The organism is Streptomyces sp. NPDC101160, assembly GCF_044768205.1.
Classification (GTDB): Bacteria; Actinomycetota; Actinomycetes; order Streptomycetales; family Streptomycetaceae; genus Streptomyces.
Genome location: NZ_JBIWPJ010000005.1, coordinates 549307 through 564279, shown reverse-complemented (window position 1 = coordinate 564279; position 14973 = coordinate 549307). Strand labels below are relative to the sequence as shown.

Genomic DNA, 14973 nt, shown 5'->3' with positions numbered 1-14973 from the left:
ACGAGATGCCGCAGGACCACCGCCCCTCGAAGTCCGTCCGGGTCCTCCTCGCCGAGGACCAGGGAATGATGCGAGGCGCGCTCGCCCTCCTCCTCGGCATGGAGCCGGACATCGAGGTCGTGGCCCAGGTCGGCCGGGGCGACGAGATCGTCCCCACGGCGCTCACGGCTAGGCCGGACGTCGCCCTCCTGGACATCGAACTGCCGGGCCGCTCGGGCCTCGACGCCGCCGCCGACCTGCGCGACGAGGTGCCCGACTGCCGCGTCCTGATCCTCACCACCTTCGGCCGCCCCGGCTACCTCCGCCGCGCGATGGAGGCCGGCGCGGCCGGCTTCCTGGTCAAGGACGGGCCGGTCGAGGACCTGGCCGAGGCCATCCGCAAGGCCCTCCGCGGCGAGACCGTCATCGACCCGGCTCTCGCCGCAGCCGCCCTCAGCGCCGGCCCGAACCCCCTGACGGCCCGCGAACGCGACGCCCTGGGCGCCTCCGTCGACGGTGCGACGATCGCCGACATCGCGGCCACCCTCCACCTCTCGGAGTCGACGGTCCGCAACTACCTCTCCTCGGCCATCGGCAAGACGGGCACCCGCAACCGCATGGAAGCGGTGCGGGCGGCCCGCCAGCAGGGCTGGCTCTAGGCCGCCAGGCGCCAGGCAGCCAAGCCGCTAGCGCCGCAGCAGCGTCACCACCGCCGCCCCGCCCAGCCCGATGTTGTGCGCCAGGCCCACCCGCGCCCCCGCCACCTGGCGCGCGCCCGCCTCGCCCCGGAGCTGCCAGACCAGCTCCGCCGCCTGGGCCAGGCCCGTGGCGCCCAGGGGGTGGCCCTTGGAGATGAGGCCGCCGGAGGGGTTGACGACCCAGCGGCCGCCGTACGTGGTCGCGCCCGATTCCACCAACTTCCCCGAGGCGCCTTCCTCGCACATGCCCAGGGCCTCGTACGTCAGGAGCTCGTTGATGGAGAAGCAGTCGTGGAGTTCCACCACATCGACATCCTCGATGCCCAGGCCGGACGTCTCGTAGACCTGGCGGGCAGCCGCCCTCGACATCGGGCGGCCCACGACGTCGATGCAGGAGCCGGAGGAGAAGGACTCCTCCGTGTCGGTGGTCATGGCCTGGGCGGCGATCTCCACCGCGCGGTCGGCCAGGGCGTGTTCCGCCACGAAGCGTTCCGACACCACCAGCGCCGCTGCGGCGCCGTCCGAGGTCGGGGAGCACTGGAGCTTGGTGAGGGGACGGTGGATGGTCTTGGCGGCGAGGATCTCGTCGACCGTGTAGACGTCCTGGAACTGGGCGTTGGGGTTCTGGGACGAGTGGCGGTGGTTCTTGGCGGCCACGGCGGCGAGCTGGACCTCGGTGGTGCCGTAGCGGTCCATGTGTTCGCGGGCGGCGTTGCCGAAGATCTGGGCGGTGGGCGGGCTCATCTCGAAGCCGTGGCCGGCGGCCATGATGCCGTAGTGGCGGGCGACCGGTGACGTCTTGAAGTCACCGGCACCCTCCGCGCCGCCGCCCAGCGCACCCCGCGCCATCTTCTCGAAGCCCAGCGCGAGCACGCAGTCGGCCGCGCCGCCCTCCACCAGCTGGCGGGCGAGCATCAGGGCGCTCGAACCGGTGGCACAGTTGTTGTTGACGTTGTAGACGGGTACGCCGGTGAGCCCGAGTTCGTACGTGGCGCGCTGGCCGGCCGTCGAGGGCTGGAAGCAGTAGCCGACCGGGACCTGCTCCACCCGTGAGTACGGGATGCCCGCGTCGGTCAGGGCGGCCGTGCCGGCCTCCCTGGCCATGTCCCAGTACTGCCAGTCGCGCGTCTCCGGCTTCTCGAACTTCGTCATGCCCACACCGACGATGAATGACCGCATAGCGAAAGCCCCCTCAGTCCCTCGGCAGGCCGAGCAGGCGCTCGGCCACCACGTTCAGCTGCACTTGCGTCGTTCCGCCCGCGATCGTCAGACACCGCGACATCAACATCCCGTGCACCGCCCGTGGTGACGGCAGGAGTTCCAGCGTCAGCTCGGCGACCTTCTGCTGGTGCAGGGTCTGGACGAGCTTGCGGACGCTCGCGCCCGGGCCGGGTTCCAGGCCGGAGACCTGGAGCAGGGTCGTCCGCAGGCCGATGCAGGCCAGGGCGTGGGCCTCGGCGACGAGGGCGCCGATCCGGACCCGGACGGAACCGTCGACGGAATCGCACGCCGCTATCAGGGACTCCAGACCCGAGTCGAAGGCGACCTGGTCGGCCATGTGCACGCGCTCGTTGCCGAGCGTGTTGCGGGCGACCTGCCAGCCGCCCCCGACCTCGCCGACGACGGCGTCGGCCGGCAGCGGCACGTCGTCGAGGAAGACCTCGTTGAAGAGGGAGTCGCCGGTGATCTCCTTCAGCGGGCGGATGGTGATCCCGGGCGTGTTCCTCATGTCGACGACGAAGTAGGTGAGGCCGCGGTGCTTGGGCGCGTCGGGGTCGGTACGGGCGAGCAGGATGCCGTAGTCGGCCCACTGGGCCGCGCTCGTCCACACCTTCTGGCCGTTCACCCGCCAGGAGCCGTCGGCGCCGCGCTCCGCCCGGGTGCGCAGGGAGGCGAGGTCCGAACCCGCCTCCGGCTCGGAGAAGAGCTGGCACCACTGCTGCTCGCCGCGCAGGGTCGGGCCGAGGTGGCGGGCCTGCTGCTCGGCCGTCCCGTACGCGATCAGAGACGGGATCACCCACGTGGCGATGGAGAGGGGCGACAGACGGATCCCCAGGGACTCCATCTCGCGCTGCACGGCCAGCTGTTGGACCGGGCCGGCGCCCAGGCCGTACGGCTTCGGCAGGTGCGGCGCCGCGTAACCCGTCCCGGCAAGAACCCGCCGGGCTTCCCGTGGGTCCAACCCGGCGGCTGCCGCGAGGGCTTCGCGCGCCTCGCGCCGGAAAGCCCGCGCCTCCTCCGGGAGTTCGACGCGCAGCTCGCGCCGCGTCCCCGCCGCCGCGTGCCGTACGGCCGTCAGCCGGTGCGCGTCGCCCGTGCCGAGGAGCTCGCGCGCGACCAGCGCCCGCCGCAGGTAGACATGGGCGTCGTGCTCCCACGTGAAGCCGATGCCGCCGAGCACCTGGACGCAGTCCTTGGCGCAGCCGTACGCGGCGTCGAGGGCGGTCGCGGCGGCGAGCGCGGCCGTGTACGAGCGGACCTCGGCGGCGGCCGCCCCGGCGGCCATCCCCCCGGGCCCTGCGGGCACCCCGCCGGTCACCCCGGACGCGCCGCCGTCCTCGCGCGCCGCCCGCGCCGCGTCCCACACCAGCGCCCGCGCCTGTTCGAGGCGGACGAGCATGTCGGCGCAGAGGTGCTTGACGCCTTGGAACTGACCGATGGGGCGGCCGAACTGGACGCGGGTTCGGGCGTGTTCCGCCGCTGTCTCCACCGCCCGCGCGGCCGTTCCGCACGCGTCCGCCGCGTACAGCACCGCGGCCAGATCCCGTACGAGGCCGGAGTCGACGCCCGCGAGCAGCCGGTCGGCGGGGACGAAGACGCCGTCGGCGGCGACCTTCCCCGTGGGCCGCGTCGGGTCGGCGCTGTCGCCGTCCGGGCGTACGTCCACGGTGTCGGCGTCCACCGCCAGCCAGACGACGCCGTGCGACGCCGAACGCGCGGCCAGGACGATCAGGTCGGCGTGGCCGGCGCCGAGGACGGGCGGGGCCAGGCCGTCGAGGACCAGGCCGTCGTCGACGAGGGAGGAGGCGACCGTGAGGGTCCCGGCCCCGAACGCCACCGCCGCGATCCGCTCCCCGGCCGCCAGCGCGCCCGCCGACTCCCCGTGCCCGGCCCGCCGCAGCAGCTCGGCGGCGAGCACGGTCGGCAGGTACGGGCCGGGCAGCAGCGCGCGCCCCGCCTCCTCCAGGACCACGGCGAGGTCGACGAGGTCGCCGCCCCCGCCCCCGTACTCCTCGGGCAGATGGATCCCGAGCAGGCCCTGCGCCGCCGCGCCGTCCCAGTACGCGGGGCGGCCCAGAGCCAGGTCGGGGACGTCGAGGTGCTTGCGCACCGCCTCGGGCGGTACGGCGCGGGTGAGCCAGCCGCGTACGGATCGGGCGAGCTCCCGCTGTTCATGCGTGATGGCGATGCCCATGGCATCGCAGACTAGAACACGTTCCAATCTGACGGAAGGTCAGAAACCATGTGTGCTGCGGAACTTGCGCACCACAGAACTTCGGCGCCTCAGTCCGGCGGCTTCAGTTCGAGTCCGTGGCGCTTGCCGATCTCGGCGATCCGCGCGTAGTCGGGCGGCTCCTCCGACAGCGGGGGCAGGGTGTTCGACTCGGCGGGCTCGCCCACCTCGGCGAAGAACTTGTCGAAGCCGCCCGGTGTGTAGACGGCCAGGATCCTGCACTCCTCCACCACCTCCGGCTGCTCGTCGGTCCCGACGGGGATGTGGAAGAAGGAACCCGGTCCGGCGTCCACCACCTCGCCGGCGAGGTGCATGCGCAGCCGGCCCTCCAGCACGTAGATGGACTCGGCCACGTCGTGCGTGTGCGGCGGCGGGCCCCAGCCCTCGCGCAGCCACATCTCCATGACGCTGCACACGTCCCCGGACTCCTCGCCGGAGAGCTTCACCGTGTACAGCCCGTTCATGAACCAGAACGATCTGCCTTCACCGAACTTCAGCGAGACCTTCTCAGCCATGAGGACAGACCTCCTCTCGCTCTCGGCCTTGCTCCTTCCAGCGTCCGGCCGCCCGGAGCGCCCCGCAACCGCCGCGAGCCGCCGCCCCGTGCGCTCCGTACGTACCATGGGCGCCCGTACGTCCGTACTCGCCAGTAGGAGCCAGCATGTCCGAGCCCACCCCCGAGATCCTCGCCGCCTTCGAGGCCGCCAAGGGCTTCATGCCGGTGAAGGAAGGGCTCGCGCTGTACGAGGCCGCCGCCGAGGCCGCCGCGCTCGGCCTCCCGCTCCTTGAGGTCGGCACGTACTGCGGGCGCTCGACCATCCTCCTCGCCGACGTGGCGCGGGCGGCCGGGACCGTGGCCGTCACCGTGGACCACCACCGGGGCAGCGAGGAGCAGCAGCCGGGCTGGGAGTACCACGACGCGAGCGTCGTCGACCCCGAGGTCGGCGTCATGGACACGCTGCCCACCTTCCGCCGCACCCTGCGCAAGGCCGGCCTGGAGGACCACGTCATCGCGGTCGTCGGCCGGTCCCCGCAGGTCGCGGCCGTGTGGGGCGGGCAGCTCGGCTTCGTCTTCATCGACGGCGGCCACACCGACGAACACGCCACCGCCGACTACGAGGGCTGGGCCCCCAAGGTCGCGCCCGGGGGCCTGCTCGTCATCCACGACGTCTTCCCGAACCCGGAGGACGGCGGCCAGGCCCCGTACCGCATCTACCTCCGCGCCCTGGAGTCCGGCGACTTCGAGGAGATCTCGGTCACGGACTCCCTCCGGGTCCTGCGCCGCCGCCCGGTCGCCTAGGCGGCCGGCGCCTCCCGTCCCCGGCCTGCCGCCACGCCCGTCGCCGTGCCCGTCGCGGTGCCCGCCACCGCGCGCGCGAAGGCGGCGGGATTGTCGAACATGATGTTGTGGCCGGCGCCGGGAACGGTCACCACGCCCACGCCGGCGGCCCTGAGGCCGTCGGCGCCGGGCAGCTCGCCGCTCAACTCGCCCTGGAGGTAGACGCGCTCGACGCGGGCCTCGCGGAACATCTCCCGCATCATCGGCTCGGTGCCGCGCCGCAGATGCGCGGCCGTGCGGTGGAGGGCGAGCGGGTCCGCGAGCCGCATGGTCGCCGCCCAGGTGGGGCCCACGCGCTCAAGGACCCGGGCGAAGCCGCCGCCCCGCACGAACTCCTCCTCCGTGTACGACGCGATGCCGCTGCTGCCCGCCGAGAGCGGGGGAAACGCGTCGAGATTCCCCTCGGTGACGACGAGGCGCGTCACCAGGTCGGGCCTGCGGTGAGCGAGGACGATGGCGACCGCGCCGCCCATGCTGTGTCCCGCGATCACTCCGCCGCTCACCCCCGCTTCGTCGAGTGCAGCGGCCAGCGCGTCCGCGTGGTCCTCCAGGGTGTAGCCGAAGTCGGCGGGGCGGTCGCTGATGCCGTGCCCCGGCAGGTCGACGAAGAGGACCCGCCGGCCCGCGAGCTCCGGGCGGGCCGCGATGTGGGCGTGGTAGACGGTCGAGGCGGCGCCCAGACCGTGCACGAACACCGTCGCCGGCCCCTCCCCGGGTGCCTCGGTCCACCGGATCACGCTGCCCCGAGCGTCGAATCGCGCCTCACGCACTGCCCACTCCCCCGCTTCCGCTTCCCCGGCTCGGGCCACCGACCTGATGACCACGCGCAGGACCATATAACGACGACGTAGTACTACGCCACCGATGTACACCGGCGTGCATGACGGTGCGAGACAATGCGGCCATGCTGGAACTGTCGATCCTCGGATTCCTCTACGAAGCCCCCTTGCACGGCTACGAGCTGCGCAAGCGCATCACCGCCCTCACCGGCCACGTGCGCCCGGTCGGGGAGTCCACGCTCTATCCGGCGATCAAGCGCCTGGAGAAGGCCGGGCTGCTGGCGCGCGAGACCCAGCAGGGTCCCGCCGCCGCACCCCGGCACGTCCTCAGCCTGACCGCCGAGGGCAGGCGCGAGCTGCGCCGCCGGCTCGGCGAGGCGGAGGGCACCGGCATCACGGACGAGAACCGCTGGTTCACGCTGCTCACGTTCCTGCGCCACCTGGACGACCCGGTGGCGCAGGCCGGCGTACTGCGGCGCCGGCTGGAGTTCCTGGAGGAGCCGGCGAGCTTCTTCTACGACGGCGAACGGCCGTTGCGCGCCGAGGAGTTGGACGACCCCTTCCGGCGCGGCGTGCTGACCGTGGCCCGGGCCACCACCGAAGCGGAGCTGGCGTGGCTCCGGGCCACCCTCGCCGACCTGGAGACCGACTAGCACCAGCCGGTTCCGACCACTACCGACCAGTACGCCCGGCGCACCGGGGCGGCCCGGCGCACCGTGCGCAAGCGGCGTATCCGGCCCGTCTAGTACAGCGACGTCACGTACAGGCAGTTCGTGTACGTGTAGCCCGACTCGATCTTCGTCGTGCTGCCCTTCTTCACCTCCTGCGACGTGGTCGTGCCCGCGCGCTTCTGGAGCATCTGGTAGTTGCCCGGCGGCAGCGTCAGCGTCCGCTTCGGGTACTTCGAGGACGAGCCGGAGCAGGGCTTCAGGCTGCCGCCCTTGGGGATGAGGAGGGTCGGGTAGGTCTTGCAGCTGCCACAGGCCGGAATGGTGATGCGGCCGGTGACGGGGCCGGTGTAGAGGAGTTCGACCTCGCCCGGGCCGTCGTTGCTGACGACCATGGGCTGGCCCGAGCCGTCGGCGGTGTCCCCGGAGGGGACCTTGTCGCCGGCGGCCGGGGTCTCCTGGGCGATCTCGGCGGCGATGGCGACGTTGCGGGCCTGGGCGTTCTGCGGGCTGCCGGGGTACGCCTTGACGTAGTCGTTCATCGCCGAGACGGCCTCGTCGTACTCCTTCTTCTTGAAGTGGTCGATCCCGCACGCGAAGTCGCCGCGCTGGATCGACCGCTTGGCGTCCTGGCCGAGCGCGGCGAAGGTCGTGTTGGGGAGGAGGCCGACGGTGGTGTCGAAGCGGCGCAGTTCGGCGACGCCGTCGCAGGGCGAGACGGCGAGGGACTTGTCTCGGGTGCGCAGGCCCTCGCGGAGGGTCGGCTCGACCTTCGTCGCGTACGGCGACTGCGGGAAGGTGCTCAGCAGCTCGTTGAGCTGGTCGCCGGAGGTGCTCTCCTGGCCGGCCAGGCCGATCGTGCGTGTGCCGCACTCGAAGAGCGACTGGGCGAGCGGGTCGTCGGCCTTACCGACGAGGCTGCCGAGCAGCTTGCGGTCCACCGTCTCGGGGAGGGCCCGCAGATGCTTGAGGGGGGCGACGGCGTTGCAGTAGTCCTGCTTGTCGTACGGGGCGGAGACCGTCTTGTAGTAGGTGACGAGCCGGTCGGGGACCTGCTTCGCGGCGCGCGAGCCGGCGTGCCGGGCGCCGATGTCCTGGTACGTGGCCAGGGCCTGGCGGTAGGTCGTCTCGACGCTCGGGAAGGACTGGCCCTCGCCCTGCTTCACCTGGGTGTCGGCGGCGGCCAGGCGGTCGAGCAGCGACTGCTCGATGGCCTCGTCGCGCGCCGCGCCGTACGCGAAGGTGCCGCCGCCGGGGACGACGAGCAGCAGCGCGAGCGCGGCCGGCAGCGCGAGGCCGCGGCGCGGGGCCGGGAGCGCCAGGGTGTCGGGGTTCGCGCGCAGGCCGCGGCGGGCGCCGTCGGCGGCGGCGAGAAGGAGGAAGAGCCCGTACGCGACGAGCGCGCCGAGCGGGACGCCGTCGGGGTCGGCGGGCAGCGCGACGACGAGCAGGGCGACGGTGGCGGCCCAGCACACGGCGGCGGACTTCCAGTGCTTGAGGAAGACGTAACCGAGGCCCAGGCACGAGAGGTTGAGCAGGGCGACGGCCACTGCCTGGGCAGGGTTCGCGGGACCGGGCGGCGGCGCGGGCGCGGGCGGTGCGGGTGCGGGCGGCGGGCCCTGGAAGGCCGGCGGCACCGCGTCGTAGACGGGCGGGTGCGCGGGAGGCGGCGGCGGTAACGGACTCCCGCCCGGCGCCCCTTCCGGCGCTCCGCTCGGGGCCCCGACCGGGGCTCCCTCCGGCGATCCGCCAGTCGCACTGCCCGAGGCACCTCCCGAAGCGCCGCCCGAGGCCCCTTCCGGCGCCCCGCCCGAAGCACCGCCCGGCGTCGCCGTCCCTCCCGTGTACTCCCAAGGTCTGGGTGTTGCGTTGGTCTCGTCGGACTCGTCGCTGTGGTCGCGATGCTCTTCGCCCGTCACCGTGCCCCCTCTGCTCGTCGCGGCAGTTCCCCGCACTTACCCTTCACGATCCCTTTACACACACGGTTCCGGTGCAGGCAATCCCGGCCGGAAACCGTTACCGTCGCGGGGTGCCCCACCACCACCGGAAGCTTCTCGCGCTCGCCCTGCCGTCCGCTCTGGCGCTCGCCCTGACGGCCTGCGGCGGCGCCGCCGAGTCCGCGGCGCCGCGGCCGGCTCGTACCGTCGACGTCGACGCCAAGGCCACGGCCGCACCCAGTCGTACGCCCGCTGCTGCGCCCGCGGCGCCCGCCGCGCCTCTCGCCGGGCGGACGATCGTGATCGACCCCGGGCACAACCCCGGCAATTTCCGGCATTCCGCAGAAATCAACAAGAAGGTGGATATCGGCACGAACCGCAAGGAGTGCGACACCACCGGCACGTCCACGAACAACGGTTACACCGAGGCCGCCTACACCCTCGACGTTTCACACCGTCTTCGCGATCTCCTCAAGAAGCAGGGCGCCAGGGTCGTCCTCGTCCACGACGCCGACCGCCCGTACGGGCCCTGCATCGACGAGCGCGCGCGGATCGGGAACGAGGCGAAGGCCGACGCCGTCGTGTCCGTCCACGCGGACGGTTCGGCGGCCGGGAACCGCGGATTCCATGTGATCCTGCCCGCGAAGGTGCGGGGCGGGAGCGCCGACACCGCGAAGATCGTGGGCCCGTCCCGTACCCTCGGCGAGGCGCTGGTCGCGCAGTTCGCCCGCGCGACCGGGACGAAGCCCGCCAACTACATCGGATCCGGCACCGGGTTGGACGTCCGCGACGATCTCGGGGGCCTCAATCTCTCCACCGTTCCCAAGGTGTTCATCGAATGCGGCAATATGCGTGATCCGAAGGACGCCACGCTGTTCACCGACGCCGCGTGGCGCCAGAAGGCGGCGCAGGGGATCGCGAACGGCATCGCGGCCTATCTCAAGGGGTAGGACCCAGGGCCGGAGCCTGCGAACGATCGGGCGAACGATAGATTCGATCGGTACGCTCCGTACGCTCCATGCTCTCCGTACGCTTCCGTACGATGGGGCCGCCCCCGTGCTTCGCGCCACCCCGACGAGACGACCCGACGAAGGACTCTTACGTGAATATCCGCTCCCTCACCCGAGGCGACGGCGTGCTGGCCGGTGCTGCGGTGCTGCTTTTCATCGCCTCGTTCCTGGGCATCTCCGGCTGTAGCGGCCCGGACGACATGTGCAAGGGGTACGACTCCGCGTACTCGTGGGAGATCTCGCCGCTCGGCTGGGGCGCCGTCTTCCTCGGCATCGCCGGTGCCGCGCTCGTGATCCTCACGCGCGCGCTGCCGCAGGCGCAGCCGCGCAAGGTGCTCGGCCTGGAGCTCGGGCAGGTCGGCGCGGCCTTCACCGTCGCCTCGGCGTGGTCCATGCTCATGTGGGTCTTCGAGTCCGGCAACGCCGGCGCCGGCCTGATCCTCGGCCTCATCGCCTCACTCGTCATCGCCGGCGCCGCCGTGGCCGGCCCGCTGGTCCCGGCGCTCCAAGCGCCGCTGGTCGGTGCGCCGAAGCCGCAGACCCCGCAGCCGTACGGCGTGCAGCCGGGTGCCCAGCAGGGCGTCCCGGGCGGTTACGGCTACCCGGGCGCGCAGCAGCCGTACGGCGCGCAGCCGGACCCGTCGCTCGGCGGCGGCCAGCCCTTCGGCGCCCAGCCGCAGCCCCAGCCGCAGTCCGCTCAGCCCCAGGCCGCGCAGGCCCAGCCGCAGGCCGCACAGGCCCCGGCCCCGACGCCGGCCGCGGGCCCGGCGGCCACTCCGGCTCCGGCGGCTTCGGACTTCGCGCCGTTCTGGTTCGCGGTCCCGGTGGCCCGTCCGCTCTACAGCGAGGACGGCGGCACCGCCCCGATCGCCGAGCTGGCGCCCGGCACCTGGTACCTGGCGGTCGACCAGCGCGGTCAGGCCCTGGTGGCGCAGACGCAGGACGGCCGGCGCGGTGTGCTCCAGGACACGACGGGCATCCAGCGCGGCTGACGTCCGCTGAGCAACGGCCCCTCGCCCGGATCTCTTCCGGGCGGGGGGCCGTTGCCGTACAGTGCCGACCCGGCCGACTTGGCTGACGTATCGTCAGAAAGGCTGCTCGGCATGCGACTCGGACTCGCCCTCGGCTACTGGGGCCGCGGCCCCTCCCCCACGCATCTCGAACTCGCCCGCGAGGCCGAGGCGCTCGGCTACCACTCGGTGTGGACGGCCGAGGCATGGGGATCCGACGCCTTCACCGCGCTCACCTGGATCGCCGCGCACACCTCGCGGATCCGGCTGGGCACGGCGGTCGCGCAGATGGCCGCCCGGACGCCGACCGCGACTGCGATGCACGCGCTGACGCTCGACCACCTCTCCGGCGGCCGGATGATGCTCGGGCTCGGGCTCTCGGGGCCGCAGGTGGTGGAGGGCTGGTACGGGCGCCCGTTCCCGCGCTCGCCGCTCACCGCGACCCGGGAGTACGTGGACGTGGTGCGGCAGGTACTGCGCCGCGAGGGGCCCGTCACGCTCGACGGGCGCTACCACCCGCACCCGTACACCGGACCGGACGGCACCGGCCTCGGCAAGCCGCTCAAGCCCATCACGCATCCGCTCCGCGCCGGCCTGCCCGTGCTGCTCGGTGCCGAGGGCCCCAAGAACATCGCGCAGACGCTCCGGATCGCCGACGGCTGGCTGCCCCTCTACTGGTCGCCCAGCCGCTGGGCCGAGGTCTACGCCCTGCCGGCCGCGCTCCCCGAAGACTTCCTGGTCGCGCCGCTGGTACGGGCACAGCTCTGCGACGACGTCGCCGCGGGGCTGCTGCCCGTCAAGGCGATGCTGGGCTTCTACATCGGGGGCATGGGGCACGCGGCCCGCAACTTCCACGCGGACCTGATGGCGCGCATGGGATACGAGGCGGAGGCCCGGCACATCCAGGAACTGTTCGCGGCCGGGCGCCGCGAGGAGGCCGTGCTCGCCGTGCCGGACGCCTTCGCGGACGAGATCTCGCTCGTGGGGCCGCGGGAACGGATCGCGGAGCGGCTCGCGGAATGGCGGAAGGGCCCGGTGACGGACCTGCTGGTCACGGCACCGGACCCGGCGACGCTGCGTGCGCTCGCCGAGCTCGCCTCGTAGCGGGCGCCCTTGGCGGGCACTCGTGACGGGCAACTCGTCGCGGGCACCTGTGGCGGAGGCTCGTAGCGGGCACTCGTAGCGGGCACTCGTGACGGGCGTCAGCCGCCGCTGAGCTGGGAGGCGCTCGGCACCTTGTCGACGACCTCGGCGCCCGCGCTCTTCCCCGCGTCCTTCACGCTGTTGATGACGCCCTCGAAGGCACCGACGTCGCCGTCGGTCGCGTCGCCCTTGCGGAGCTTCGTACCGAGCCCCTTCAGCGACTCGATGCCGGCGCTCAGCGGCGCGACCGCCTTCGACAGGAGCGGGTCACCCTTGGCGTTGTTCACGGCGGCCTTGAGGCGGTTGTAGGTGAACGCGCCCGCGAGGCCCGCCTTGGCGAGGGCGAAGGTGCGGCCGTCGGCACCCTTCTTGAACTTGCCCGCCCGATAGGGCTTCACGATCCACTGGTACGTGGCGCCCGCCGCGAGGCCCGCGTTCGCCACGAAGCGGGTCTTGGCCAGCTTCTGCTTCTCGAAGCTCGCGCTCGCCGTCGGGGTCGCGGGCGCGGTCCCCTGCACGTCGGCACTCGTCGTCATGTTCTGCGAGCTGTCGCCGCCGCAGGCGGCCGTGGTCGAGAGCAGCGCGCCGGACAGGAGGACGGCGACGAGGGCGCGGCGGACACGCGGGAAGCGGGGCACGGTGGGCATGGCGTCAGCCTCGCCCGGAGCCCCCCGGGTGTGCCAGCGGAGTGAGTCCGTACGGGTTCCGCCGTCCCTTCCTGCACCCGCAGCCATGGATATCCCCGCAGGTCAGAGCCGTGGGACGTCCCTCCACGTCCCTGGGACGGCGAGACCTCTGGCCCTCACCGCCGGGCCCCTCGGAGAGTGATCACCGAGAGCGGAACGAGAGGTTCGAGGGATAGATGGTCAGAAGCCGCGTGTGCACCGGTGGGGGCCGGTGCCAGTGGTATTACGGGGCGCCCGACGCCCGGCTGCGGCCGGGCATCGGAACGTACCGGGGGTTCCGGACGACCGCGGGCGTGCCGCAGGAGCGTCTGGTGGTGCCGAGCGGGCGGGTGTCGCTGCTCATCGGCTTCGGCGGGGAGCTGCGGGTCCGAGGGGGTTCCGGCGGAGGCTCCGGCAAGGGTTCCGGCGGGGGGTTCGTGGCCGGTGCCGGGGCCGGGTTCGGGGCCGGTGCCGGGGCCGCGTCCGGGGCCCGGTTCGGAGCCGGTTCCGGCGGGGGTACGAGCGTGGGGCGGCACCGGTCGCTCGTGTCCGGGCTGCACACCCGGGCCCGGGTCCTCGGGCACGGGGGCGAGGCGTACGGCGTGGAGCTCGCGCTCGCGCCCTGGGCGGCGTACCGGATCTTCGGCAGCCCGCTCGGCGAGCTCGCCGACACGCTCGCCGACCCGGCCGACGTGCTCGGCGCCCGCGCCCGGCACCTGGGCGAGGCCCTGGCGGAGACGCCGGGCTGGCCGGAGCGGTTCGCGCTGCTCGACGCGACGCTGCTGCGCTGGACGGCGGAGGCGGAAGCGGCGCCCGGGCCCGCACCGGCCGTCCTGGAGGCGTGGCGGGTCCTGGAGCGCTCCGGCGGCGCCATCCCGATCCACGAGGTGGCGTCCGAGACGGGGTGGAGCATGCGGCACCTGGAGAGCCGCTTCCGTGAGCAGCTCGGCATCAGCCCGAAGCGGCTCGCCCGCGTCCTGCGCCTCAACCGGGCGATCCGCCTGCTCACCTCGGGCAGGCCGGCGGCGGACACGGCGGCGGAGTGCGGGCTCTACGACCAGGCGCATCTGAGCCGGGAGTTCAAGGCCCTGACGGGGTTGCCGCCGGGGCGGTTCCTGGCGGGCCGGGAGACGGCGAGCGCCTGGATAGCGGGCTGACGGGGGCGCCGGGCGGCCTCTCCGCGGACCCTGCGGTTTTTTCCAATGCGAAAACCGGCCGCGGATGTCATTGTTGATCTTGCGGGGGCTTTCGCCTCAACAGATGGGCGGGTCCCGGTGCGACAGGGGTGCACCGGGGCCCGCACATTCAACCGGTCGACTCAGCCGGTCAGGAGTTCTTCTCCTGGCTCGGGATGAAGCGGCCCGTACAGGTGGGCGCGCTGTCCTTGTCGCCCTTCTTGGGCAGGGCCGAGCAGACCCAGACCGAGCCGTCGTCCGGTGCCGCGATCAGCGGCGTGTAGACGTCCCGGTCGTAGTGGACGACATCGGCCTGGGCGGCGCCGTCGGAGTTGTTGACGACGACGGTGGCACCGATCTCGGCGAAGGTGATGCGGCCCCAGGCGGCCTGGCAGGCGCGGCTGTAGCGCAGCTCGATCACGAGGTCCTTGGGGATGGAGCCGGTGCGGACGGTGACCGCGTCGGCTCCGCAGTTCATCTTCTTCGGGTCCTTGCCCTCGCAGCCCGTGAGCTTGCAGCCGGTGGCCGGGCCCGCGACCTTCACGACCGGCTTGGGCTTGGGCGGCGGCGCGGGGTCGCCGGTGAGGGCGACGACCGCGTACGTGGCGGCGCCGGCCGTCAGGAGCGCCGCGAGGCCGAGCGAGCCCCACAACGTCCGGCGACGGCGGCCCGTGGCCGGATTCCGACCCTCCTCCGGCCCCGACCCCGACCCCGACCCCGACTCCGACTCCGACTCCGGCCCCTCCGGCCCCGAATCCGACTCCGACTCCGGTACGGACTCGGGGTCCGACTGGGAACCGGCCTCCGGCTCGGGCGCGGTACGCCGCGCCTCCTCCTCGTCCCAGAGCGCGAGCAGCGGCTCCGGGTCCGTCGCACAGAGCCGGGCCAGGCTCTCGACGGCGTCCCGCGGCGGGAACTGCTTGCCGTTGACCCAGCGTTCCCACGACGATTTGGCGTAGTGCGTCTTCTTGCTGAGCTGAGCGAAGCTCGATCCCGACGCCTTCTTCAAGGCAAGCAGTTCGCTTGCCAGGTCCTTGACCGACCCCGCACGGTCCATCTTTGACCGGTACTCCTGTCATGCGTGTTCATGCCAGCCATGAACACGCACATATTAGG

Annotated in this window: 14 protein-coding genes; 7 read left to right on the top strand and 7 right to left on the bottom strand. The window is 72.9% G+C overall.

The window, feature by feature from the left end:
- Positions 1 to 5 precede the first annotated feature (5 nt).
- Positions 6 to 638 (top strand): response regulator, encoded by a 633-nt coding sequence (locus ACIRSU_RS18815; protein ID WP_403793641.1) that lies wholly within the window; start codon positions 6 to 8, stop codon positions 636 to 638.
- A gap of 27 nt (positions 639 to 665) precedes the next feature.
- On the opposite strand, the gene ACIRSU_RS18810 is transcribed toward ACIRSU_RS18815, so the two are convergent.
- From ACIRSU_RS18810 to ACIRSU_RS18800, 3 genes are all read right to left on the bottom strand, one after another.
- Positions 666 to 1856, bottom strand: a complete 1191-nt coding sequence (locus ACIRSU_RS18810) for a lipid-transfer protein (RefSeq protein WP_403793412.1) — start codon at positions 1854 to 1856, stop codon at positions 666 to 668.
- 13 nt (positions 1857 to 1869) lie between these two features.
- Positions 1870 to 4092 carry an acyl-CoA dehydrogenase gene (locus tag ACIRSU_RS18805; RefSeq protein ID WP_403793410.1) on the bottom strand — a complete coding sequence of 741 codons (2223 nt, stop codon included), beginning with the start codon at positions 4090 to 4092 and terminating at the stop codon, positions 1870 to 1872.
- An 89-nt stretch (positions 4093 to 4181) separates the two neighbouring features.
- On the bottom strand, positions 4182 to 4646 hold the full coding sequence (locus tag ACIRSU_RS18800; protein ID WP_403793408.1) for a cupin domain-containing protein: 465 nt from the start codon (positions 4644 to 4646) through the stop codon (positions 4182 to 4184).
- Positions 4647 to 4792: 146 nt separating this feature from the next.
- Here ACIRSU_RS18800 and ACIRSU_RS18795 point away from each other — a divergent pair, with 146 nt between their 5' ends.
- Positions 4793 to 5431, top strand: a complete 639-nt coding sequence (locus ACIRSU_RS18795; RefSeq protein ID WP_403793406.1) for a class I SAM-dependent methyltransferase — start codon at positions 4793 to 4795, stop codon at positions 5429 to 5431.
- Here ACIRSU_RS18795 and ACIRSU_RS18790 read toward each other — a convergent pair.
- On the bottom strand, positions 5428 to 6240 hold the full coding sequence (locus tag ACIRSU_RS18790; RefSeq protein WP_403793404.1) for an alpha/beta fold hydrolase: 813 nt from the start codon (positions 6238 to 6240) through the stop codon (positions 5428 to 5430). The two genes, ACIRSU_RS18795 and ACIRSU_RS18790, sit on opposite strands and share 4 nt — an antisense overlap.
- Positions 6241 to 6374: 134 nt before the next feature.
- Here ACIRSU_RS18790 and ACIRSU_RS18785 point away from each other — a divergent pair, with 134 nt between their 5' ends.
- Positions 6375 to 6902, top strand: coding sequence for a PadR family transcriptional regulator (locus ACIRSU_RS18785; RefSeq protein ID WP_403793402.1), 528 nt, complete (start codon positions 6375 to 6377; stop codon positions 6900 to 6902).
- Positions 6903 to 6991: 89 nt separating this feature from the next.
- Here ACIRSU_RS18785 and ACIRSU_RS18780 read toward each other — a convergent pair whose 3' ends face one another.
- Entirely contained in the window at positions 6992 to 8467 is a 1476-nt protein-coding gene (locus tag ACIRSU_RS18780) for a tol-pal system YbgF family protein (RefSeq protein WP_403793400.1), read from the bottom strand.
- 479 nt (positions 8468 to 8946) lie between these two features.
- Here ACIRSU_RS18780 and ACIRSU_RS18775 point away from each other — a divergent pair, with 479 nt between their 5' ends.
- The 3 genes from ACIRSU_RS18775 to ACIRSU_RS18765 all read left to right on the top strand — a co-directional run bounded on the left by ACIRSU_RS18775 (position 8947) and on the right by ACIRSU_RS18765 (position 11978).
- Positions 8947 to 9804 (top strand): N-acetylmuramoyl-L-alanine amidase, encoded by an 858-nt coding sequence (locus ACIRSU_RS18775; protein WP_403793398.1) that lies wholly within the window; start codon positions 8947 to 8949, stop codon positions 9802 to 9804.
- 152 nt (positions 9805 to 9956) lie between these two features.
- Positions 9957 to 10856, top strand: coding sequence for a DUF5336 domain-containing protein (locus ACIRSU_RS18770; RefSeq protein ID WP_403793397.1), 900 nt, complete (start codon positions 9957 to 9959; stop codon positions 10854 to 10856).
- 111 nt (positions 10857 to 10967) lie between these two features.
- Positions 10968 to 11978 (top strand): LLM class F420-dependent oxidoreductase, encoded by a 1011-nt coding sequence (locus tag ACIRSU_RS18765; RefSeq protein WP_403793395.1) that lies wholly within the window; start codon positions 10968 to 10970, stop codon positions 11976 to 11978.
- A gap of 98 nt (positions 11979 to 12076) precedes the next feature.
- On the opposite strand, the gene ACIRSU_RS18760 is transcribed toward ACIRSU_RS18765, so the two are convergent.
- Complete coding sequence (locus ACIRSU_RS18760; protein ID WP_403793393.1) at positions 12077 to 12664, bottom strand: hypothetical protein; 588 nt, start codon at positions 12662 to 12664, stop codon at positions 12077 to 12079.
- 332 nt (positions 12665 to 12996) lie between these two features.
- Here ACIRSU_RS18760 and ACIRSU_RS18755 point away from each other — a divergent pair, with 332 nt between their 5' ends.
- Entirely contained in the window at positions 12997 to 13839 is an 843-nt protein-coding gene (locus ACIRSU_RS18755; RefSeq protein WP_403793391.1) for a helix-turn-helix domain-containing protein, read from the top strand.
- A gap of 169 nt (positions 13840 to 14008) precedes the next feature.
- Here ACIRSU_RS18755 and ACIRSU_RS18750 read toward each other — a convergent pair whose 3' ends face one another.
- The gene (locus ACIRSU_RS18750; protein WP_403793389.1) at positions 14009 to 14914 is read right to left on the bottom strand and encodes a DUF2690 domain-containing protein; all 906 of its coding nucleotides are present in this window, start codon (positions 14912 to 14914) and stop codon (positions 14009 to 14011) included.
- Between the last annotated feature and the right edge of the window lie 59 nt (positions 14915 to 14973).

Bases quoted from the DNA above. Each gene is read 5' to 3' on its own strand.
- ACIRSU_RS18815 (WP_403793641.1), top strand. From the start codon at position 6: ATGCCGCAGGACCACCGCCCCTCGAAGTCCGTCCGGGTCCTCCTCGCC.
- ACIRSU_RS18810 (WP_403793412.1), bottom strand. From the start codon at position 1,856: ATGCGGTCATTCATCGTCGGTGTGGGCATGACGAAGTTCGAGAAGCCG.
- ACIRSU_RS18805 (WP_403793410.1), bottom strand. From the start codon at position 4,092: ATGGGCATCGCCATCACGCATGAACAGCGGGAGCTCGCCCGATCCGTA.
- ACIRSU_RS18800 (WP_403793408.1), bottom strand. From the start codon at position 4,646: ATGGCTGAGAAGGTCTCGCTGAAGTTCGGTGAAGGCAGATCGTTCTGG.
- ACIRSU_RS18795 (WP_403793406.1), top strand. From the start codon at position 4,793: ATGTCCGAGCCCACCCCCGAGATCCTCGCCGCCTTCGAGGCCGCCAAG.
- ACIRSU_RS18785 (WP_403793402.1), top strand. From the start codon at position 6,375: ATGCTGGAACTGTCGATCCTCGGATTCCTCTACGAAGCCCCCTTGCAC.
- ACIRSU_RS18765 (WP_403793395.1), top strand. From the start codon at position 10,968: ATGCGACTCGGACTCGCCCTCGGCTACTGGGGCCGCGGCCCCTCCCCC.
- ACIRSU_RS18760 (WP_403793393.1), bottom strand. From the start codon at position 12,664: ATGCCCACCGTGCCCCGCTTCCCGCGTGTCCGCCGCGCCCTCGTCGCC.
- ACIRSU_RS18750 (WP_403793389.1), bottom strand. From the start codon at position 14,914: ATGGACCGTGCGGGGTCGGTCAAGGACCTGGCAAGCGAACTGCTTGCC.